The following is a 20,781-nucleotide window of genomic DNA, read 5'->3' as shown; positions in this document are numbered from 1 at the left end:
GTGTATTAGAGTTAGAAAACACGCGATAAGCGAGAGAAGACGCGGCTTACGCCCAAATTGACGCGAAACGCGGCTTTAGAAAATATCGTTTATTTTTTAATTGGTTAGATAAAATCAATTCCCGTCATGAAAGTGTCACCCGTTGCCATAAAACTATCATTACCTGGCTTGACAAATGTTAAAAAAGAAAAAGTTCTGGGGATAACCTGACCTGACTGGTGTTTTATGTTGCCACTGTCCAAATTTTGGCCGCTATCGCGCTAATCATTCAGGCGCTATGCTAAATATCCTGACATGCTACTGGTTTTTCATCCAGTGTTTTTTACTGGCATTCCTGGCAACAAGGAGTAAAATTATTCACCTGCCGCTTATAACGTCATCAGGTTGTCGCCCATGAGTAAACCGTTCAAATTGAATTCTGCTTTCCGTCCGTCTGGCGATCAGCCTGAAGCGATCCGTCGTCTGGAAGAGGGGCTGGAGGATGGGCTGGCGCACCAGACGCTGCTCGGGGTTACCGGCTCGGGTAAAACCTTTACCATTGCCAACGTGATTGCGGATCTCCAGCGCCCTACGATGGTGCTGGCGCCCAACAAAACCCTGGCGGCGCAGCTTTACGGCGAGATGAAAGAGTTCTTCCCGGAAAACGCCGTTGAGTATTTCGTCTCCTACTACGATTACTACCAGCCTGAAGCCTATGTGCCGAGCTCTGATACCTTCATCGAGAAAGATGCGTCGGTGAACGAACACATTGAGCAGATGCGACTGTCGGCCACTAAGGCGCTGCTGGAGCGTCGCGATGTGGTTGTGGTGGCCTCTGTTTCGGCGATTTACGGCCTGGGCGATCCGGATCTCTATCTCAAGATGATGCTGCACCTGACGCAGGGGATGATCATCGACCAGCGCGCGATTTTGCGTCGTCTGGCGGAGCTGCAGTATACCCGCAACGACCAGGCCTTCCAGCGTGGTACGTTCCGCGTGCGCGGCGAAGTGATCGACATCTTCCCGGCGGAATCGGACGATATGGCGCTGCGCGTTGAGCTGTTTGACGAGGAGGTCGAACGCCTGTCGCTCTTCGACCCGCTGACAGGACACGTTGAGTCGGTGATCCAGCGCTTCACCATCTACCCGAAAACGCACTACGTGACGCCGCGCGAGCGTATCGTGCAGGCGATGGAAGAGATCAAAGTGGAGCTGGCCGAGCGCCGCAAAGTGCTGCTGGCGAACAATAAGCTGCTGGAAGAGCAGCGCCTCAGCCAGCGTACCCAGTTCGACCTGGAGATGATGAACGAGCTGGGCTACTGCTCCGGCATCGAAAACTACTCCCGCTTCCTCTCCGGGCGCGGGCCGGGCGAGCCGCCGCCGACGCTGTTTGATTACCTTCCGGCCGACGGTTTGCTGGTGATCGACGAATCCCACGTCACGATCCCGCAGATCGGCGGGATGTACCGCGGCGACCGAGCGCGTAAAGAGACGCTGGTGGAGTACGGATTCCGCCTGCCGTCAGCGCTGGATAACCGCCCGATGAAGTTCGAAGAGTTTGAGGCGCTGGCGCCGCAAACCATCTACGTCTCGGCCACGCCGGGCAACTACGAGCTGGAAAAATCGGGCGATGAGGTGGTTGACCAGGTAGTGCGTCCGACCGGGCTGCTGGACCCGATTATCGAGGTGCGTCCGGTGGCGACGCAGGTAGACGACCTGCTCTCTGAGATCCGCGCCCGTTCCGCCATTAACGAGCGCGTGCTGGTGACCACGCTCACCAAGCGTATGGCGGAAGACCTGACCGAGTATCTCGAAGAGCACGGCGAGAAGGTGCGTTATCTGCACTCGGATATCGATACCGTGGAGCGCATGGAGATTATCCGCGACCTGCGCCTGGGCGAGTTTGACGTGCTGGTGGGGATTAACCTGCTTCGGGAAGGTCTGGATATGCCGGAGGTTTCGCTGGTGGCGATTCTGGATGCGGATAAAGAGGGCTTCCTGCGTTCCGAGCGTTCGCTGATTCAGACCATCGGCCGCGCCGCGCGTAACGTCAACGGTAAAGCGATTCTGTACGGTGACAAAATTACCCCGTCGATGGCGAAAGCGATCGGTGAGACGGAGCGCCGCCGCGAGAAGCAGCAGCGCTACAACGAAGAGCACGGCATTACCCCGCAGGGGCTGAACAAGAAGGTGGTGGATATTCTGGCGCTGGGCCAGAACATTGCCAAAACCAAAGCGAAAGGCCGCGGCAAGGCGCGTTCAGTGGTGGAAGAAGATACCGTCGTGCTGACGCCGAAGGCGCTGCAGCAGAAGATCCACGAGCTGGAAGGGCAGATGATGCAGCACGCGCAGAACCTGGAGTTCGAAGAGGCGGCGCAGATCCGCGACCAGCTTCATCAGCTGCGGGATCTGTTTATCGCGGCATCGTGAGTTTTTTGCCCGGTGGCGCTGCGCTTACCGGGCCTACAGGTTTAGCGTCTTTTGTCGCCCCGGTAAGCGCAGCGCCACCGGGGTTTTTGTTAACCCAACGCCTGAATCGCTTTCTCCAGCGCCTCGCGCAGCAGGTGGCGGTCGTGACGATATTTAATATCGCTGGCTTCCAGCGGCTCCTGCACCACCACGCGATCGCCAATCCCTGTCACATCCACTTTTGGCCCAACCACGACACCGTCGATAATTTTCTTACCGACGTACTGCTCCATCAGGTCCAGCTTGTCCGCCAGCGACAGGCTCGCCGCTGCCGGGCTCAGCTCACGGCCCAGGTTACCGATATAGACCATCGGCGCCGGGGTGCGGCGCAGCGCCTGCGCCAGCTCTTTCACCAGCAGGATCGGCATCAGGCTGGTGTAAAAGCTGCCCGGGCCGATCAGAATTAAATCCGCATCGCCAATTGCTTCTACGGCTTCACGCGTCGCCGGCACGCTCGGGTAAGTCATCAGCTCTTTGGGCGGCAGCAGAAGCTGGTCAATGTTCACCTCGCCGTACACTTCATGCCCTTCGGCGTCGATGGCCATCAAATCGACCGGTTGTTCAGACATGGGGATCAGGAATGCGTCCACTTTGAGCAGGTTACGGATCAGATTGATGGCTTCGAGAGGCCTTACGCTCAGGTGATCCAGCGCCTTTAACATCAGATTTCCGAGGTTATGTCCGGAAAGTTCGCCATTGCCGCCAAAACGGTACTCAAACATCGCCGACGCGACGCTCGGCTCGGTAATTAACTGGTTTAGGCAGTTGCGCATATCGCCCCAGGCAATACCGCCTTCGGCACGTCTGATCCGCCCGGTTGAGCCGCCGTTATCGGTGGTGGTCACTATCCCTGTCAGCCTTGAGCCGAGTGACGACAAAGAGGACATAACGCGGCCCAGGCCGTGGCCTCCGCCAAGAGCGACCACTCGGTCAAGATCCGCAAAAGTGCGATTGCGCATACATATTCCTTATCACGTTCGATCGCGTAACAGTAACCTAACTACCCCTAAAAGACGATGCCTCACCCGAAGCAAAATGACGTATATCAATGTGAAAGTGCAGTTTTTAGGTATTCTGTAGCGAAAATGCAGGATTGATTCGCTATATACACAATTATATAGCGAAAAGCGATAATGGCGCTGTCAGACTTTCCGCGCTACTATCGCCTTAACCACGTTTTCAACACTGAAAACATACACTCTAGCCCTTGTGCCTGTGTCGGAAGATATGGCGCTCTGGCCGTGGCGAATTTGCCACCAGGGTACAGAAAGAAATGACTGTGCCTCCCGTATCTGGAAAGGTGTACATGGCTTCACAACTTACTGATGCTTTCGCGCGTAAGTTTTATTACTTACGTCTGTCGATTACCGATGTGTGTAACTTCCGTTGCACCTACTGCCTGCCCGACGGCTACAAACCGGGCAGCGTCACCAATAACGGCTTTCTCTCCGTGGATGAAGTGCGCCGCGTCACGCGCGCCTTCTCTGAGCTCGGCACCGAAAAAGTGCGTCTGACCGGCGGTGAACCCTCTCTGCGCCGTGATTTCCCGGACATCATTGCTGCCGTGCGTGAAAACGACCGCATTCGCCAGATTGCCGTGACCACCAACGGTTACCGCATGGCGCGCGACGTGGCCACCTGGCGCGATGCGGGCTTAACCGCCATTAACGTCAGCGTGGACAGTCTCGACGCCCGCCAGTTTCACGCCATTACCGGCCAGGATAAATTCCGCCAGGTGATGGACGGCATCGACGCGGCGTTCAGCGCCGGGTTCGAGAAGGTCAAAGTCAATACGGTGCTGATGCGCGACGTCAACCACCACCAGCTGGACACCTTCCTCGCCTGGATCAAATCCCGCCCCATTCAGCTGCGCTTTATTGAGCTGATGGAAACCGGCGAGGGCAGCGAGCTGTTCCGCCGTCATCACATCTCCGGCATGGTGCTGCGCGACGCGCTGCTGAAACGCGGCTGGATCCACCAGATCCGCCAGCGCAGCGACGGCCCGGCGCAGGTCTTCTGCCATCCTGATTACGAAGGCGAAATTGGGCTTATCATGCCTTACGAGAAAGACTTCTGCGCCAGCTGCAACCGCCTGCGCGTCTCTTCCGTCGGCAAGCTGCACCTGTGCCTGTTCGGGGACGGCGGCGTAGACCTGCGCGATCTGCTGGCAGACGATGCCCAGCAGGAGGCGCTTGAAGCGCGCATTTCTGAAGCGCTGACGCATAAAAAACAGACCCACTTCCTGCATCAGGGCAATACCGGCATTACTCAGAACCTGTCTTACATCGGCGGGTAATCAGGCTTAAGAAGGAATCAGAAGATGAGTCAGGTAAGCGCAGAATTTATCCCGACACGCATTGCTATCCTTACCGTTTCCGACCGCCGTGGCGAAGAGGATGATACCTCCGGCCACTGGCTGCGCGAGGCGGCCCATGACGCGGGGCATCACATCGTCGATAAAGCGATCGTGAAGGAGAACCGCTACGCCATTCGCGCGCAGGTCTCTCAGTGGATCGCCAGCGATGAGGTGCAGGTGGTGCTGATCACCGGCGGCACCGGCTTTACCGCAGGCGATCAGGCGCCTGAAGCGCTGATCCCGCTGTTCGACCGCGAGGTGGAAGGCTTCGGCGAGGTGTTCCGCATGCTCTCCTTTGAAGAGATTGGCACCTCCACGCTGCAGTCGCGCGCCGTTGCCGGGGTGGCGAACAACACCCTGATTTTCGCCATGCCGGGCTCGACCAAAGCCTGCCGTACCGCGTGGGAAAACATCATCGCCCCGCAGCTGGATGCCCGTACCCGTCCGTGTAATTTCCATCCCCATTTAAAGAAATAAGCTATGTCACAACTGACCCACATTAACGCCGCTGGCGAAGCGCATATGGTGGACGTCTCCGCCAAAGCGGAAACGGTGCGCGAAGCGCGCGCCGAAGCGTACGTCACCATGCTGCCGGAAACGCTGGCGATGATCATCGACGGCAGCCACCATAAGGGAGACGTCTTTGCCACCGCGCGCATCGCCGGTATTCAGGCCGCCAAGCGCACCTGGGACTTAATTCCGCTGTGCCATCCGCTGATGCTGAGCAAGGTGGAGGTAAACCTGCAGGCGCAGCCGGAGCACAATCGCGTGCGCATTGAATCGCTGTGCCGCTTAACCGGCAAAACCGGCGTGGAGATGGAGGCGCTGACGGCAGCGTCCGTGGCCGCGCTGACCATCTACGACATGTGCAAGGCGGTGCAGAAAGACATGGTGATTGGCCCGGTTCGCCTGCTGGCAAAAAGCGGCGGCAAATCCGGAGATTTTAAGGTGGACAGCCATGATTAAGGTGCTCTTTTTTGCGCAGGTGCGCGAGCTGGTGAATACCGACAGCCTGACGCTGGATGCGTCTTTTGAAAACGTTGCGGCTCTGCGTGCGCATCTGGCGGCACAGAGCGAGCGCTGGGCGCTGGCGCTCGACGAAAGCAAGCTGCTGGCCGCCGTTAACCAGACGCTGGTGGAGCTTACCCATCCGCTGAAGGCCGGGGATGAAGTGGCCTTCTTCCCGCCGGTCACAGGAGGCTAATATGAGTGAAACCCGCATTCTGGTTGGCCCTGAGCGCTTTAACGTAGGGACAGAATACAGCTGGCTGGCGGAACGCGACGAAGACGGTGCGGTCGTGACCTTTACCGGCAAAGTGCGCAATCACAACCTCGGTGACAGCGTGAAGGCGCTGACGCTGGAGCACTATCCCGGCATGACGGAGAAATCGCTGGCGGAGATAGTGGACGAGGCGCGAGGCCGCTGGCCGCTCGGACGCGTCACGGTGATTCACCGCATCGGCGAGATGTGGCCCGGCGAGGAGATTGTCTTTGTCGGGGTGACCAGCGCGCACCGCGGCAGCGCGTTTGCGGCAGGGGAGTTCATTATGGATTACCTCAAAACCAAAGCGCCTTTCTGGAAGCGCGAAGCCACGCCGGAAGGCGATCGCTGGGTAGAATCTCGCGACAGCGATAAACAGGCCGCCAGCCGTTGGTAGTCGGTTTACGTGGATGTGTTACTCTTAACGAGTGTGTCTACTTAATCTTAATCAGGAGTGAATCATGGACCGATTTCCGCGTTCCGATTCAATAGTGCAGCAGACCCGTAGCGGCCTGCAGACGTATATGGCTCAGGTGTACGGCTGGATGACGGTTGGCCTGCTGCTTACCGCGTTTATCGCGTGGTATGCGGCGAATACGCCGGAGCTGATGATGTTTATCTTCTCCAGCAAGATCACCTTCTTTGGGCTGATTATCGCGCAGCTGGCGCTGGTGTTTGTGCTTTCGGGTCTGGTGCACAAGCTGAGTGCCGGCATGGCAACGACCCTGTTTATGCTCTATTCGGCGCTAACGGGGCTGACGCTTTCCAGCATCTTTATCGTTTACACCTACTCATCCATCGCCAGCACCTTCGTGGTCACCGGCGGGATGTTTGGTGCGATGAGCCTGTACGGCTACACCACGAAGCGCGATCTGAGCGGTTTCGGCAGCATGCTGTTTATGGGGCTGATCGGGATTGTGCTGGCGTCACTGGTGAATCTGTGGCTGAAGAGCGACGCGCTGATGTGGGCCGTGACCTATATCGGGGTGGTGCTCTTCGTCGGGTTGACGGCCTATGACACCCAGAAGCTGAAAAATATCGGCGAGCAGATTGACGTGCGCGACGGTTCAAACCTGCGCAAATACGCGATCCTGGGCGCGCTGACGCTCTATCTGGACTTTATCAACCTGTTCCTGATGCTGCTGCGGATTTTAGGCAACCGTCGCTAAGGTTGCTTTGCCGGGTGGCGGCTTCGCCTTACCCGTCCTGCGAATCGCGAACCGTAGGTCGGGTAAGGCGAAGCCGCCACCCGACTTATTCACTTCGCTAGCATCCTCTCATTCTTCGCCCGCAGCTTCTTCGCCCGGCTCTCCAGCACCAGATAACAGACCGTCGCCAGCGCCAGCGGCAGGAAGTAATACAGCATCCTGTACGCCAGCAGGGCGGCGATAATCGTTCCCTGAGAGACATGCTCCCCCGCAAGCAACGCAATAAAGACCGCCTCGAGCACGCCGATCCCCGCCGGAATGTGCACAATCACCCCGGCAATGCTGCTCACCAGCAGCACGCCCAGCACGAAGAAGTAATTGACGTCCTCGCCAATCAGCAGCCAGATGATGGCCCCCATGGCCATCCAGTTGGCGCTGGAGACCGCCATCTGCAGCACCGCAAACTTCCACGAGGGCAGGACCAGCTTTTGCCCTTTGATGGTCATATGGCGGCGCTTTGCAAACGCGCAGGCCCAGAGATAAACGGCGATAATCAGCAGCAGCACGATGCCCAGAATGCGCAGCGTGGCCTCGTCGATATACCAGTGCGCGGGCAGCTGCACCACGCCGATGGTGAAGATCACCCCGCCGAGCAGAATATAGCCCAGCCAGTTGGTGGTAATGCTCAGGGAAAAAATGCGCGTGATGGTCCCGCCCGGCAGGCCGAGCCGCGAGTAGAGGCGATAGCGCATGCCAATGCCCCCGACCCAGGTGCTCAGCGTCAGGTTAAAGGCGTAGCAGATAAACGACACCAGCATCACCTGACGTTTGGCCAGCTTGTGGCCGCAGTAGGCCCGACCCAGAAGGTCATAGCAGCCGTACATCAGGTAGCTCACGATAACCAGCCCCGTCGCGCCCAGCAGCACCATCCGGTTATAGTTGCGGATGACCTTCCACACCTCTTCCCAGTCCACTTTCTGCGCGTAGACCACCAGCAGCACCGCGACGGCAATAAAAAACACCCAGGTGAGGATCTTTTTTGCCAGTCGCCAGCGTGGATGCGATTTTGACATCAGGGTTTGCCTCCGTCTTCCGCTTCAATGCGGTCCTGGGTTTCCATTTCGGGTTGTACCGGCGGGTCCACCTGCGCCAGCTTCGGCGTATGCGCCGGCAGCCAGCCGACCATCGCCGGGAAATGCCGCAGGAAGTGGAACACCACCACGCTGATGCCCAGGTTCCACCAGGTGCGTTTGGGAACCATAGACTCATCCACGCGCACGCAGTCGTTAACGATCAACGCCTGCAGGTTATCCCGCAGGGTCTGGTTAAACTGGCGGTCGTGTATGATCAGGTTGGCTTCAAGATTCAGCGACAGGCTCAGCGGATCGAGGTTACTGGAGCCCACGGTGGCCCAGTGATCGTCCATCAGCGCGACTTTGCCGTGCAGCGGTCGGCGGCGGTATTCGTAGATCTGTACGCCGCCCTTCACCAGATAGTTATACAGCAGCCGCGCCCCGACTTTGACGATCGGCATATCCGGCTCGCCCTGGACAATCAGCTTCACGCGCACGCCGCGTCTTGCAGCATTTCGCATGGCATGCAGCAGGCGATAGCCCGGGAAAAAGTAGGCGTTGGCGATGATCACTTCGCGCTTGGCGTTGGCCAGCATTTTAAGATAGTGGCGTTCAATGTCGTCCCGGTGCTCGCCGTTGTCGCGCCAGACGAAAAGCGCCTGCGCTTCGCCGGGCTTCCGGTTCTCTTCCGGGCGATGGCGGCGTCGCCACCAGCGGCGTACGGCCTCTTTCCCCGGCAGGTTCTCCAGCTCAAACAGCAAGATATCCTGCACCACCGGGCCTTCAATGCGAATGGCGTAATCCTGCTTCGCTTCCGGGCCGTAGTCGGACATATGTTCCGCCGAGTAGTTAATGCCGCCGACAAACGCTACCGTCTCATCCACCACCACAATTTTGCGGTGCATTCGGCGGAAAAGGTTGGTCCGCATGCCGAACAGGCGAGGGCCGGGATCGTAGTAGCGGAATACCACGCCTGCGGCGGTCAGTTCATTGACGAACGCATCGCTGAGGTCCGGCGAGCCGTAGCCATCCAGCAGTACTTCAATTTTGACGCCGCGCTGTGCGGCGCGCAGGAGCACGCTGTGCAGCTGCTTGCCGACGTTGTCTTCGAACCAGATAAAGGTTTCGAGGATCACTTTCTGCTGGGCGTTATCAATTGCCTTAAACACGGCCGGGTAATACTCGTCCCCGTTGACCAGCAGCGTGATCCGGTTGCCTTCCTGCCAGGAACATTTCATAAGTGGATCTCCGCGCTGAGCGGGGCATGGTCGGAAAGATGCCGCCAGTTGAGAAGCGCCAGGGCGGTCGGGCTGCTGGCGTGGGCATTTTTAACGTAGATGCGGTCAAGCCGCAGCAGCGGGAAACGGACCGGGAACGTGCGCGCAGGCCTGCCGTTCGCCCGGGTGAAGATCTCCTCCAGCCCGGCATCCACCTTCAACGGATGGTTTGCCCGCTGGCGCCAGTCGTTGAAATCGCCTGCCACGACAACAGGTTCACCGTCAGGCAGCGCGTTGGCCCATTCGGCCAGCATTTTCAGCTGCGCCTGACGATGGGCTTCGCGCAGGCCCAGATGAACGCAGCCGACGTGGATGGGCAGCTCAAGGTCGGGCGGGGTAATGCGGCAGTAGAGCAGGCCGCGTTTTTCGCTCTCCCCGACGGAAACGTCGCGGTTTTCATAATGTTCAATGGGATAACGCGACAGCACCGCGTTGCCGTGATGACCTTCAGGATAGACCGCGTTGCGGCCGTAGGCGTAATCGCTCCACATGGTATCGGCCAGAAATTCATAGTGCGGCGTGTCGGGCCAGTTCTCAAAGTGAAGCGGATGTACTTCGTGCGCACCCATCACCTCCTGCAGGCAGACAATATCCGCGCTGACGGTGCGCACCGCGTCGCGCAGCTCCGGTAAAATGAAGCGGCGGTTAAATGCTGTGAAGCCCTTATGAATGTTTATCGTCAGCACTTTAAGCGAGAAATGCTGCATTTTTTTCGTCATAAGCTCCTTCCTGAGTGACTATCCCGATGAAAATAAAGTGTAGTCGTCGTCACAAAAAGATGCGGCGTTACGGAATTTTCCGTAAAGTGCGGTAGTCTGATTAAGCAGAGAAAAATCCTTCAGGAGAGAAGCCATGAAGTGGCAACAACGTGTTCGTGTCGCAACTGGCCTGAGTTGCTGGCAGATAATGTTGCATTTACTGGTCGTGGCCGTACTGGTGATGGGCTGGATGAGCGGCACGCTGGTACGTGTTGGCCTGGGGCTATGCGTCCTTTACGGCGTCACCGTGCTGTCGATGTTGTTTTTACAGCGCCACCATGACGCGCGCTGGCGCGAGGTGGGTGACGTGCTCGAAGAGCTCACCACCACCTGGTACTTTGGTGCGGCGATGATTGTTCTGTGGCTGCTGTCACGCGTGCTGCAAAACAACCTGCTGCTGGCCCTGGCGGGTCTGGCCATCCTCGCAGGGCCTGCGGTGGTCTCGTTGCTGACCAAAGAGAAAAAGCTACGCGATGTTGCGTCTAAACATCGCATAGGCCACTGAGCCTGTCGTGGCCGCGATGACCAGTAGCGGCCACAAACTTCCCCAGACAATATCCAGACTCGCATCCTTCAGATAGATCTGCTTGGTGATATCCGTAAAGTGGCGTATCGGGTTTATCCACGTCAGATCCTGGAGCCACACCGGCATATTCTCAACCGGCGAGACGTACCCGGAGAGCAGGATCGCGGGCATCATAAAGACGAATACCCCGATAAACGCCTGCTGCTGCGTCGAGCAGAGTGCGGAAATCAGCAGCCCAAACCCCACCAGCGACAGCCCGTAAATCACCATCGTGAAGTAAAACAGCGCCAGCGATCCGGCGAACGGGATCTGGTAGGCCCATATTCCCACGCCCAGCACGATGGTGGCCTGGAAGGTCGCGACAATCAGCGCCGGCACCGCTTTGCCGACGAAAATTTGCCAGGTGGCGAGCGGGGAGACCAGCAGCTGATCCAGCGTGCCCTGTTCGCGCTCGCGGGCGACGGAGAGAGAGGTCACAATCATCACCCCGATGGTGGTGATCATGGCGATCAGCGACGGCACCACAAACCACTTGTAGTCCAGATTTGGGTTATACCAGTTGCGCACCACCAGTTCGCTGTTGTTGGGCTTCGGTTTGCCGTCCATCAGCTCCTGCTGGTAATCCTTCACCACCTGCTGGAGGTAGTTGGCCGCAATCTGGGCGCTGTTGGAGTTGCGCCCGTCGAGGATCAGCTGCATCGGCGCGGTCTGGAAGGTATCCAGATTGCGGGAGAAATCCGCCGGGAACCGCACCAGCAGCAGCGCTTTTTGCGTGTCGATGGTGGGCTGAATGTCCTGCGGGCTTTTCAGCAGCAGGATGTGGGTAAAGGCCTTCGCACGCGCAAAGCGCTGCGTTAGCTCCACGGAATGTTTGCCGTTGTCTTCGTTGTAAATGGCAATGGTGGCGTTGGTCACCTCAAGGGTGGCGGCAAACGGGAACAGTAAAACCTGGATCAGCACCGGCAACACCAGAATGGCGCGGGTTTGCGGCTCGCGCAGCAGGGATTGCAGCTCTTTGCGTATTAACGTCCATAAACGGTGAAACATGCGCGCTCCTTAATCTAACCGCCGTTTGGTTTTCATCCACGTCAACCCGATAAACATCACCGCCGACGCCATTAAAAACAGCGTGTTGATAATCAGCACTACCGGAATATTCCCCGCCAGGAACAGGCTTTGCAGCGTGCTCACGAAGTAGCGCGCCGGGATAATGTAGGTCACGGCGCGGATGACGGCAGGCATGCTGTCTATCTGGAAGATAAACCCTGAGAGCATTATTGACGGCAGGAAAGCGGCGTTCAGCGCCACCTGCGCGGCGTTAAACTGGTTGCGGGTGATGGTGGAGATGAGCAGCCCCATCCCCAGCGTGCTGAGTAAAAACAGGCTGGTGATAAAGAACAGCACCACCAGCGAGCCGCGATACGGCACGCCGAGGATAAAGACGGACACCAGCATGCAGAGCAGCATCGCCAGCATGCCGAGGAAGTAGTAGGGAATAAGCTTGCACAGCAGCAGCTCGACGCGCGTCACCTCGGTGGAAAGCAGCGCCTCCATGGTGCCGCGCTCCCACTCGCGGGCGATGACCAGCGAGGTCAGAATCGCGCCAATGACCGTCATAATAATCGTCACCGCGCCCGGAATAATAAAGTGCTGGCTGATGGCGGCGGGGTTAAACCAGTAGCGCGTCTGCACGTCGATAAGCGGCTTAAATTCTTCACCCCGGTCTTCGGCGCGCTGCATCTGCCAGAGCTGCCAGATCCCCTCCGCGTAGCCCTGCACGAAGTTCGCGGTGTTTGGCTCGCTGCCGTCGGTGATGACCTGGATCGGCGCATCGGTATTTGCCCGCGCCATATTGGCGGCAAAATCCACCGGAATGACGATAAGACCGCGAATCTTCCCGGCCTGCATCTTCTGGATCAGCTCCTGGCGGTTGTCGCTGATGGTGGCATCAATGTAGGGCGAACCGGTCATGGCGTGGGTAAAGTCCAGCGCCTCTTCGCTCTGCTGTTCGAGTAAAATCCCGACCCGCAGCTTGCTGGAGTCCAGGTTAATGCCGTAGCCAAAGATAAACAGCAGCAGCAGGGGGATCACCACCGCAATCAGCCAGCTGCTGGGATCGCGCACGATCTGCCGCGTCTCTTTAATGCACAGGGCGCGCACCCGGCGCCAGGAAAGGGCGTTACTGCGCATGGGCATTCTCCTTATCCCAGTCGTGGATGAGGGTGATAAACGCCTGCTCCATGGTCGGGTCCGGGACCTCATCGTCGGCGGCCTGGTTTTTCAGGTCGTCCGGCGTGCCGTGGGCAATCAGCTTGCCGCGATACACCAGCCCGATGCGGTCGCAGTACTCCGCCTCGTCCATGAAGTGGGTGGTCACCATCACGGTCACCCCTTTTTCCACCATGCTGTTGATATGCAGCCAGAACTCGCGGCGGGTGAGGGGGTCAACGCCGGAGGTCGGCTCATCCAGGAAAAGAATATCGGGTTCGTGCATCAGCGAGCAGGCCAGCGCCAGCCGCTGCTTAAAGCCGAGCGGCAGTTCGTCGGTGGCGTGGGAAGCAATCGTCGTTAACCCGAAGGCGTCGCTCATGCGGCGGATTTTCTCGTTCTGCGCCCGTCCGCGCAGGCCGTACACGCCGGAGAAAAAGCGCAGATTCTGCTCGACCGTCAGGTTGCCATACAGGGAGAATTTCTGCGCCATATAGCCCAGGTGCTGGCGCGCCTTGCCGGAGCTGACTTTGAGATCCATATCCAGCACCAGCGCTTTGCCGGACGTCGGCACCAGCAGGCCGCACATCATCTTAAAGGTGGTCGATTTTCCCGCGCCGTTCGGTCCGAGCAGGCCAAAAATCTCGCCGCGCTTCACCGCAAAATTGACGTTGTCGGTGGCGGCGAAATCCCCGAATTTTTTGGTGAGAGATTTGGCTTCGATCACCGTTTCGCCCGGCGTACCTTCCACCGTGTGCAGGATCGCCCCAAGCGGCGACTCGGAGGTCCCCGCGCCGCCCAGCAGGTCGATGAACGCATCTTCAAAACGCGGCGCCGTCTCTTCTATCTCAATCGTCGGCATCCCAGGCGCCCGGCGAATATCGTCGACGGTGGCCTCTTTTTTGAGGATGACCCGCACCGAGCGGCCCTGAATCATCCCGTCGCTGACCTGCGGCAGCCTGAGCACCCGCTGCAGCAGCGAGCGGTTGGACGCCTGCGGGCTGTGCAGCAGGAAGCTGCGCCCGGCCATGCTCTGCGTCAGCGTCGTCGGCTCGCCCTGATAGAGCAGTTCGCCTTCGTTCATCAGCAGCACGTCCCGGCACTGCTCCGCTTCGTCGAGGTAGGAGGTGCTCCAGAGGATTAGCATCCCGTCGCCCGCCAGCTCGTGCACCATCTGCCACAGCTCGCGGCGGGAAATCGGGTCTACGCCGACGCCGGGCTCGTCCAGCAGCAGCACCTTCGGCTCGCCCACCAGCGTGCAGGCCAGCCCCAGCTTCTGCTTCATCCCGCCGGAGAGCTTGCCCGCCAGCCGGTCGGTGAACGGGCCGAGCGAGGTAAATTCCAGCAGGCGGGCGAAGGTTTTCTCCCGGGTTTCGCCGGTGACGCTGCGCAGGTCGGCGTACAGGTTCAGGTTTTCCATCACCGTCAGGTCTTCATACAGGCCAAACTTCTGCGGCATATAGCCGAGCATGGCGTGGAGCGGGCCGTCGTCTTTTATCGGATCCAGGCCCAGCACGCGGGCCGAGCCTTCATCCGGCTTCAGCAACCCCGCCAGCATCCGCATCAGCGTGGTCTTTCCCGCGCCGTCCGGGCCGACCAGGCCGGTCACATAGCCTTTCCGGATGGTGCAGTTCAGCGGCGCGACCGCAGGCTTATCCATCCCCTTAAAGCGTTTAACCAGACTGTTGAGCTGAATAACCGCGTCATTCATGTCGTTCCCCGCTGTTCACTTTTACGGTGACGGGCATGCCCTGGCGCAGGGCGTCGTCCGCATCGGTCACGATGATGCGCAGGCGATACACCAGGTCGGTACGCAGGTCCGGCGTTTCTACCGTTTTCGGCGTGAATTCGGCGGTAGGGGAGACAAAGCCCACCTTGCCGTGATACGGCTTGTCCGGGCGACCGTCGGTATAAAGCAGCAGCTCGCGGCCCGGCTGCATCTGGCCGAGATTGGGCTCATCAATGTAGGCACGTACCCAGACCGGGCGGGTCAGGGAGAGGGTTAACACGGTGCTGCCCGCGCTGAGCATGCTGCCCGGCTCGACGGCGCGGGTCATCAGCGTGCCGTCTGACGGTGCCACCAGCGTGGTGTCGTGCAGATCCAGCTCTGCCTGCGACAGCTGGGCCTGCGCCTGTTCAAGGCTGGCTTTCGCCTGGGCGATATCCTGCGGGCGGTTACCGGTGTGGTACTGGCTTAATTTATCCTGCGCGGACTTCAGGGTTGCCTGCGCCTGGTCGCGGGAGGAGCGCGCATTTTCCAGGTCATTCGCGGAAATGGTGCGGCTTTTCCAAAGCCCCTGCTGGCGGGCATAGAAGTTCTGCGCGTAGTCATAGGCCGCCTGTGCCTGTTTGACGGCGGCAGCGGCCTGGGCGATCTCTTCGTCGCGATAGCCGGCCAGCATCAGGTCATACTGCGCCTGCGCAACGGAGACGCCCGCTTTGGCCTGCAGCAGCGCGTTTTCATAGGGCGCTTTGTCCAGCATCCCCAGCGTCTGCCCGCTTTTAATGGCATCGCCTTCGTCAACGCTCAGTGAGGCGAGACGTCCGCCGACGCGGAAGCTCATGTTCACCGTGCGAATATCCACGTTACCGTACAGCGTCAGGCCTTTATCCTGATGGCTCTGGTACCACAGCCATCCACCGACGCCCGCGGCAAGCAAAACAACAACCACCAGAATGATGGCGACAGGTTTTTTCATGACTTCAGGCTCCTTTGCGTTAAGCCTTGCAGGATCAGATCGAGATGACAGGCGATCACCTCACCGATCTGCGCGGCTTTATCCTCATCAAATTGTGTCCAGCCGGTGCGTAACAGGATGGTTTCCCGGCCCAGACGGAAGGCAAGGATTTCACCCAGCAGGGCGTGGGTATGCAAAATTGTCGCGGTATCGCCGGCATCCCGCCCGGTATAGGCGGCGATCAGCCGGGTCAGGTGGGTATGCATCGGGGCAATGACCCGATCGTGTACCCGCTGGTAGGCGGCAGTGGGGGAGAGCTGCTCGCGGGAGATAAACTTGCTCAGGTTGAGCGTATCGTCGTGCGTCAGCACGCGGATCATGTTGTGGCAGGCATTGAGGATCAGCTGGCGGATGGCCTCGCGATCGGGCGACGGCTGGCCGAGCAGCGCGGTGGCCTCCTCAACGTGCGGGTGAAACTGCGTGCCGATAAAATCGGCGATCCACTCGGCGCAGGCGAGATATAAATCCTCTTTTGAGCCAAAATAGTAGGTAATCGCCGCAATGTTTTGCCCGGCCAGCGCGGCGATATCGCGCGTGGTCGCGTGCAGCCCGTACTCACCAAACTGCGCCAGCGCGGCGGCAATAAGCTGGTTTTTGGCCTGTTCACCTTTGGTTGTTGTGGGTGTTGTATTCATGGCGGCATTAAAAATTAATCAATCGATTGATTAAGATTATGCCTGATTCGCATCCCCGTCGAGGGAACGCGGAGGGATATTTTATGCGCCACGTCACAAAAGCTGCTACACTCCGCCCCTTCGCGACATTGTGGTTTTTGTCCTCTCAATTGTTATATCTCCCTGAAAACTACACCTGTGATGGTCGGGGCGGTTCGGAGTTTTTATGTCTTTTGATTCCCTTGGCCTGAACCCGGAAATTCTGCGCGCGATCGCAGAGCAGGGCTACGTTGAGCCAACCCCAATCCAGCAGCAGGCTATTCCTGCCGTTCTTCAGGGCCGTGACCTGATGGCCAGCGCCCAGACCGGCACCGGTAAAACCGCAGGCTTTACGCTGCCGCTGTTAGAGCTGCTGGTAAAAAACCAGCCGCACGCCAAAGGCCGTCGTCCGGTTCGTGCCCTGATCCTCACCCCAACCCGCGAGCTGGCCGCGCAGATTGGCGAGAACGTGCGTGACTACAGCCGCTATCTCAACATTCGCTCGCTGGTGGTGTTCGGCGGGGTCAGCATCAACCCGCAGATGATGAAGCTGCGCGGCGGCGTGGACGTGCTGGTGGCAACGCCGGGCCGTCTGCTGGATCTGGAACACCAGAACGCGGTGAAGCTGGATAACATCGAAATTCTGGTGCTGGACGAAGCCGACCGCATGCTCGATATGGGCTTTATTCACGATATTCGCCGCGTGCTGGCCAAGCTGCCGCCGCGTCGTCAGAACCTGCTCTTCTCCGCGACCTTCTCCGACGAGATCAAGGCGCTGGCGGAAAAGCTGCTGCATAACCCGCTGGAAGTGGAAGTGGCGCGCCGCAACACCGCCTCTGAGCAGGTGACGCAGCACGTTCACTTTGTGGATAAAAAGCGCAAGCGGGAACTGCTCTCCCAGATGATCGGTCAGGGTAACTGGCAGCAGGTGCTGGTCTTTACCCGCACCAAGCACGGCGCGAACCACCTGGCGGAACAGCTGAACAAAGACGGCATCCGCAGTGCGGCGATCCACGGCAACAAGAGCCAGGGGGCGCGTACCCGTGCGCTGGCGGACTTCAAGTCTGGCGACATCCGCGTGCTGGTGGCGACCGACATCGCCGCCCGTGGCCTCGACATTGAAGAGCTGCCGCACGTGGTGAACTACGAGCTGCCAAACGTGCCGGAAGACTACGTGCACCGTATCGGCCGTACCGGTCGTGCGGCGGCCACCGGTGAAGCGCTCTCTCTGGTGTGCGTGGACGAGCACAAGCTGCTGCGCGACATCGAACGCCTGCTGAAGAAAGAGATCCCGCGCATCGAAACCCCGGGCTATGAAGTGGATCCGTCGATCAAAGCCGAGCCGATTCAGAACGGTCGTCAGGGCGGTCGCGGTCAGGGCGGCGGTGGTCGCGGCCAGCAGCCGCGCCGTGCTGAAGGTGGCGCGCCGAAGACAGCGGGCAAACCGCCGCGTCGTAGCAACGACAGCAAACCGGCCGGTGACAATCCGTGGCGCAGCGGCGAAGGCAAGCCGGCAGGGGAAGGGCAGCGCCGACGCCGCCCGCGCAAGCCTGCTAACCCGCAGTAATCTGGAAGCCCGGTCGTAAAGCCGGGCTTTTCTTTTTGCGGCAGCGAAGAGAAAGTGCCACAATAGTGGCTGTTTATACAGTGTTTCAGGTTTTCCAATGGCTTTAACCGCGGCGCTGAAAGCGCAAATAGGCGCCTGGTATAAGGCGCTACAGCAGCAGATCCCCGATTTTATCCCCCGAGCGCCGCAGCGGCAGATGATTGCCGACGTGGCAAAAACGCTCGCCGGGGACGACGGGCGACATCTGGCGATTGAAGCCCCGACCGGCGTCGGGAAAACCCTGTCGTATCTCATTCCCGGCATCGCCATCGCGCGGGAGGAGGACAAAACGCTGGTGGTCAGCACCGCCAACGTGGCCTTGCAGGACCAGATCTTCAGCAAAGATTTGCCCCTGCTGCGCAAAATCATCCCCGACCTGCGGTTTACGGCCGCCTTTGGCCGCGGGCGCTACGTCTGCCCGCGTAACCTGGCAGGGCTTGCCAGCAGCGAGGCGTCGCAACAGGATCTGCTGGCGTTCCTCGACGACGATCTCACGCCCAACAACAAAGCCGAGCAGGAGCTCTGCGCAACGCTGAAAGGCGATCTTGATGGCTATAAATGGGACGGCCTGCGCGATCACACCGATAAAGCCATCAGCGACGATCTGTGGCGCAGGCTCAGCACCGACAAGGCCAGCTGTCTGAACCGCAACTGTCACTACTACCGCGAATGCCCGTTCTTCGTCGCGCGGCGCGAAATTCAGGAAGCCGAAGTGGTGGTGGCTAACCACGCGCTGGTGATGGCGGCGCTGGAGAGCGAAGCGGTGCTGCCGGAGCCGAAAAACCTGCTGCTGGTGCTCGACGAAGGCCACCATCTGCCCGACGTGGCGCGCGACGCGCTGGAGATGAGCGCAGAAATTACCGCGCCCTGGTTCCGCCTGCAGCTGGATCTCTTCTGCAAGCTTGTCGCCACCTGCATGGAGCAGTTTCGCCCGAAAACCACGCCGCCGCTGGCGGTGCCGGAGCGTCTGAGCGACCACTGCGAAGAGGTTTACAGCCTTATCTCGTCTCTGAACAACATCCTGAATCTTTATCTTCCCGCAGCCCAGGAGGCGGAACACCGCTTTGCGATGGGCGAACTGCCGGAGGAGGTGATGGAGATTTGCCAGCAGCTGGCGAAGCATCTGGAAAAGCTGCGCGGGCTGGCGGAGATGTTCTTAAACGATCTCAGCGAGAAAACCGGCACCCATGACGTTGTTCGCCTGCACCGCATTCTGCTGCAAATGAACCGTGCGCTCGGCATGTTCGAAGCCCAGAGCAAGCTCTGGCGGCTGGCCTCGATGGCACAGGCGTCGGGCGCGCCGGTCACCAAATGGGCCACCCGTGAAGTGCGCGACGGCCAGGTCCACCTGTTTTTCCACTGCGTGGGCATCCGCGTGGCCGATCAGCTGGAAAAGCTCATCTGGCGCAGCGTGCCGCACGTGGTCGTGACCTCCGCCACGCTGCGCTCCCTGAACAGCTTCTCGCGGCTGCAGGAGATGAGCGGCCTGAAAGAGAAAGCGGGCGATCGTTTTGTCGCGCTGGATTCGCCGTTTAACCACTGCGAGCAGGGGAAGCTGGTGATCCCGCGCATGAAGTATGAGCCGCTTATCGACAACGAAGAGCAGCACATTGCGGAGATGGCGGCCTACTTCCGCGAACAGGTTGAGAGCAGAAAGTACCCCGGCATGCTGGTGCTATTTGCCAGCGGACGGGCGATGCAGCGTTTTCTGGAACATGTGACCGACCTGCGCCTGCTTCTGCTGGTCCAGGGCGACCAGCCCCGTTACCGGCTGGTGGAAACCCATCGCAAGCGCATCGATAACGGCGAGCGCAGCGTGCTGGTAGGATTGCAGTCCTTCGCGGAAGGTCTGGATTTGAAGGGCGATTACCTGACGCAGGTGCATATTCATAAAATTGCTTTCCCGCCCATCGACAGCCCGGTCGTTATCACCGAGGGCGAGTGGCTGAAGAGCCTCAACCGTTATCCGTTTGAGGTGCAGAGTTTACCTGCGGCGTCGTTTAATCTTATTCAGCAGGTCGGGCGTCTGATCCGTAGCCACGGCTGCTGGGGGGAGGTGGTGATTTATGACAAGCGTCTGCTCACTAAAAATTACGGCCAACGGTTGTTAAACGCGCTGCCGATCTTTCCGATTGAACAGCCAGAGGTCCCCGAGGTAAAAAAACGCCCGGCAACACTGACCGCCGGGCGCAGGAAAAGCATCCGTGCTAAGGGGCGCGGTCCTACTGGTAAGTGAAGGTCACCTGCACCACGCTGCTGAACGTCCCCGCGCTCACCGGCATGGAGGTGGCGTAGTAGCGTGCGGCGAGTGGGAAGGTGGCCGTGTGATCGTTTTGATTAATCACCGCGTTAAAGCTCGCCTGCGGAGCGATGAGAATATTGTCCTGCCGGTCTGCCAGCTCCAGCGCCAGCCCCTTTGCGCTGCCGATATTGGCGAATTTAGTGGGGTGCGTGCTGTCCGCCTGGCCGTAGAAATAGGCGGTGGCAAGCGCGAGGCTTGGCGGGCAGTGGGATACTGACAGGGAAAAGTCTTTCCACTCGCCGGTATCGCCCACGTCTTTAAAATCACCGGATGCCGCCTGACCTAAATCCACCGTCAGGTTCCGGCTGGCGCTGTCGATGATGCAGGTATTGGCGTAAATGTTGCCCGTCATCTGGATCTGAATATCCTCGGCGTGTGCCTGGGCGATCAGTCCCAGCGCCAGAAACGCAATTATCTTCTTCATGTC

The 20,781-nt window shown here is 59.2% G+C and carries 20 protein-coding genes and 1 riboswitch; of the genes, 10 read left to right on the top strand and 10 right to left on the bottom strand.

From position 1 onward, the window contains the following. The first annotated feature begins 393 nt into the window (after positions 1–393). On the top strand, positions 394–2,409 hold the full coding sequence (gene uvrB / locus ACHH0Z_RS04910; RefSeq protein WP_008501138.1) for an excinuclease ABC subunit UvrB: 2,016 nt from the start codon (positions 394–396) through the stop codon (positions 2,407–2,409). 89 nt (positions 2,410–2,498) lie between these two features. On the opposite strand, the gene yvcK is transcribed toward uvrB, so the two are convergent. Continuing rightward, a complete protein-coding gene (gene yvcK, locus ACHH0Z_RS04905) occupies positions 2,499–3,407 on the bottom strand; it encodes a uridine diphosphate-N-acetylglucosamine-binding protein YvcK (RefSeq protein WP_008501139.1) in 909 nt (302 codons plus the stop codon). Positions 3,408–3,632: 225 nt separating this feature from the next. After that, a riboswitch (molybdenum cofactor riboswitch) is annotated at positions 3,633–3,767 on the top strand. Between yvcK and moaA the strand changes: the two genes are divergently transcribed. The 6 genes from moaA (at position 3,755) to ACHH0Z_RS04875 (ending at position 7,234) form a co-directional block, all read left to right on the top strand. Beyond that, positions 3,755–4,744: a GTP 3',8-cyclase MoaA gene (gene moaA, locus ACHH0Z_RS04900; protein ID WP_008501140.1), complete on the top strand. Its 990-nt coding sequence runs from the start codon at positions 3,755–3,757 to the stop codon at positions 4,742–4,744. It overlaps the preceding riboswitch by 13 nt. Positions 4,745–4,768: 24 nt before the next feature. Further along, positions 4,769–5,281, top strand: a complete 513-nt coding sequence (moaB, locus tag ACHH0Z_RS04895) for a molybdenum cofactor biosynthesis protein B (protein ID WP_023292963.1) — start codon at positions 4,769–4,771, stop codon at positions 5,279–5,281. 3 nt (positions 5,282–5,284) lie between these two features. After that, entirely contained in the window at positions 5,285–5,770 is a 486-nt protein-coding gene (moaC, locus tag ACHH0Z_RS04890; protein ID WP_021240990.1) for a cyclic pyranopterin monophosphate synthase MoaC, read from the top strand. After that, positions 5,763–6,008: a molybdopterin synthase sulfur carrier subunit gene (gene moaD / locus ACHH0Z_RS04885; protein ID WP_045336683.1), complete on the top strand. Its 246-nt coding sequence runs from the start codon at positions 5,763–5,765 to the stop codon at positions 6,006–6,008. The genes moaC and moaD overlap by 8 nt, the downstream gene beginning before the upstream one ends. 1 nt (position 6,009) lies before the next feature. Further along, on the top strand, positions 6,010–6,462 hold the full coding sequence (gene moaE / locus ACHH0Z_RS04880) for a molybdopterin synthase catalytic subunit MoaE (RefSeq protein ID WP_021240989.1): 453 nt from the start codon (positions 6,010–6,012) through the stop codon (positions 6,460–6,462). 64 nt (positions 6,463–6,526) lie between these two features. Next, positions 6,527–7,234 (top strand): Bax inhibitor-1/YccA family protein, encoded by a 708-nt coding sequence (locus ACHH0Z_RS04875; RefSeq protein ID WP_045405910.1) that lies wholly within the window; start codon positions 6,527–6,529, stop codon positions 7,232–7,234. An 89-nt stretch (positions 7,235–7,323) separates the two neighbouring features. Here ACHH0Z_RS04875 and ACHH0Z_RS04870 read toward each other — a convergent pair whose 3' ends face one another. Genes ACHH0Z_RS04870 through ACHH0Z_RS04860 form a run of 3 tightly spaced genes read right to left on the bottom strand, consistent with a single transcriptional unit; the run spans position 7,324 to position 10,282 of the window. Continuing rightward, the gene (locus ACHH0Z_RS04870) at positions 7,324–8,286 is read right to left on the bottom strand and encodes a YbhN family protein (RefSeq protein ID WP_008501146.1); all 963 of its coding nucleotides are present in this window, start codon (positions 8,284–8,286) and stop codon (positions 7,324–7,326) included. Beyond that, complete coding sequence (gene clsB, locus ACHH0Z_RS04865) at positions 8,286–9,524, bottom strand: cardiolipin synthase ClsB (protein ID WP_023343620.1); 1,239 nt, start codon at positions 9,522–9,524, stop codon at positions 8,286–8,288. The genes ACHH0Z_RS04870 and clsB overlap by 1 nt, the downstream gene beginning before the upstream one ends. Continuing rightward, positions 9,521–10,282 (bottom strand): endonuclease/exonuclease/phosphatase family protein, encoded by a 762-nt coding sequence (locus ACHH0Z_RS04860; RefSeq protein WP_008501148.1) that lies wholly within the window; start codon positions 10,280–10,282, stop codon positions 9,521–9,523. Before ACHH0Z_RS04860 ends, clsB begins: the two co-directional genes overlap by 4 nt. A gap of 133 nt (positions 10,283–10,415) precedes the next feature. Here ACHH0Z_RS04860 and ACHH0Z_RS04855 point away from each other — a divergent pair, with 133 nt between their 5' ends. Beyond that, the gene (locus ACHH0Z_RS04855; RefSeq protein WP_008501149.1) at positions 10,416–10,826 is read left to right on the top strand and encodes a YbhQ family protein; all 411 of its coding nucleotides are present in this window, start codon (positions 10,416–10,418) and stop codon (positions 10,824–10,826) included. Here ACHH0Z_RS04855 and ACHH0Z_RS04850 read toward each other — a convergent pair. The 5 genes from ACHH0Z_RS04850 to cecR are packed head-to-tail and all read right to left on the bottom strand — an operon-like array spanning position 10,788 to position 16,428. Further along, a complete protein-coding gene (locus tag ACHH0Z_RS04850; RefSeq protein WP_008501150.1) occupies positions 10,788–11,894 on the bottom strand; it encodes an ABC transporter permease in 1,107 nt (368 codons plus the stop codon). The two genes, ACHH0Z_RS04855 and ACHH0Z_RS04850, sit on opposite strands and share 39 nt — an antisense overlap. Positions 11,895–11,903: 9 nt before the next feature. Continuing rightward, on the bottom strand, positions 11,904–13,037 hold the full coding sequence (locus ACHH0Z_RS04845) for an ABC transporter permease (RefSeq protein ID WP_045405912.1): 1,134 nt from the start codon (positions 13,035–13,037) through the stop codon (positions 11,904–11,906). Beyond that, the gene (locus tag ACHH0Z_RS04840; protein WP_045405914.1) at positions 13,027–14,766 is read right to left on the bottom strand and encodes an ATP-binding cassette domain-containing protein; all 1,740 of its coding nucleotides are present in this window, start codon (positions 14,764–14,766) and stop codon (positions 13,027–13,029) included. The genes ACHH0Z_RS04845 and ACHH0Z_RS04840 overlap by 11 nt, the downstream gene beginning before the upstream one ends. After that, positions 14,759–15,754: a secretion protein HlyD gene (gene hlyD, locus ACHH0Z_RS04835; protein WP_045405917.1), complete on the bottom strand. Its 996-nt coding sequence runs from the start codon at positions 15,752–15,754 to the stop codon at positions 14,759–14,761. Before hlyD ends, ACHH0Z_RS04840 begins: the two co-directional genes overlap by 8 nt. After that, the gene (gene cecR, locus ACHH0Z_RS04830) at positions 15,751–16,428 is read right to left on the bottom strand and encodes a transcriptional regulator CecR (protein ID WP_045405920.1); all 678 of its coding nucleotides are present in this window, start codon (positions 16,426–16,428) and stop codon (positions 15,751–15,753) included. Before cecR ends, hlyD begins: the two co-directional genes overlap by 4 nt. Positions 16,429–16,633: 205 nt before the next feature. Between cecR and rhlE the strand changes: the two genes are divergently transcribed. Both rhlE and dinG read left to right on the top strand, forming a co-directional pair. Beyond that, positions 16,634–18,013 (top strand): ATP-dependent RNA helicase RhlE, encoded by a 1,380-nt coding sequence (rhlE, locus tag ACHH0Z_RS04825; RefSeq protein ID WP_023292954.1) that lies wholly within the window; start codon positions 16,634–16,636, stop codon positions 18,011–18,013. 97 nt (positions 18,014–18,110) lie between these two features. Continuing rightward, positions 18,111–20,288 (top strand): ATP-dependent DNA helicase DinG, encoded by a 2,178-nt coding sequence (gene dinG, locus ACHH0Z_RS04820; RefSeq protein WP_021240984.1) that lies wholly within the window; start codon positions 18,111–18,113, stop codon positions 20,286–20,288. Here the strand turns inward: dinG and ACHH0Z_RS04815 are convergent. Next, the gene (locus tag ACHH0Z_RS04815) at positions 20,275–20,778 is read right to left on the bottom strand and encodes a fimbrial protein (protein WP_008501157.1); all 504 of its coding nucleotides are present in this window, start codon (positions 20,776–20,778) and stop codon (positions 20,275–20,277) included. The two genes, dinG and ACHH0Z_RS04815, sit on opposite strands and share 14 nt — an antisense overlap. Positions 20,779–20,781: the final 3 nt, after the last annotated feature.

This window comes from Enterobacter cloacae complex sp. 2024EL-00227, assembly GCF_043945315.1.
Classification (GTDB): domain Bacteria; phylum Pseudomonadota; class Gammaproteobacteria; order Enterobacterales; family Enterobacteriaceae; genus Enterobacter; species Enterobacter roggenkampii.
The sequence above is the reverse complement of the archived record's forward strand: the minus strand, read 5'-3'. Positions and strand labels throughout refer to the sequence as shown.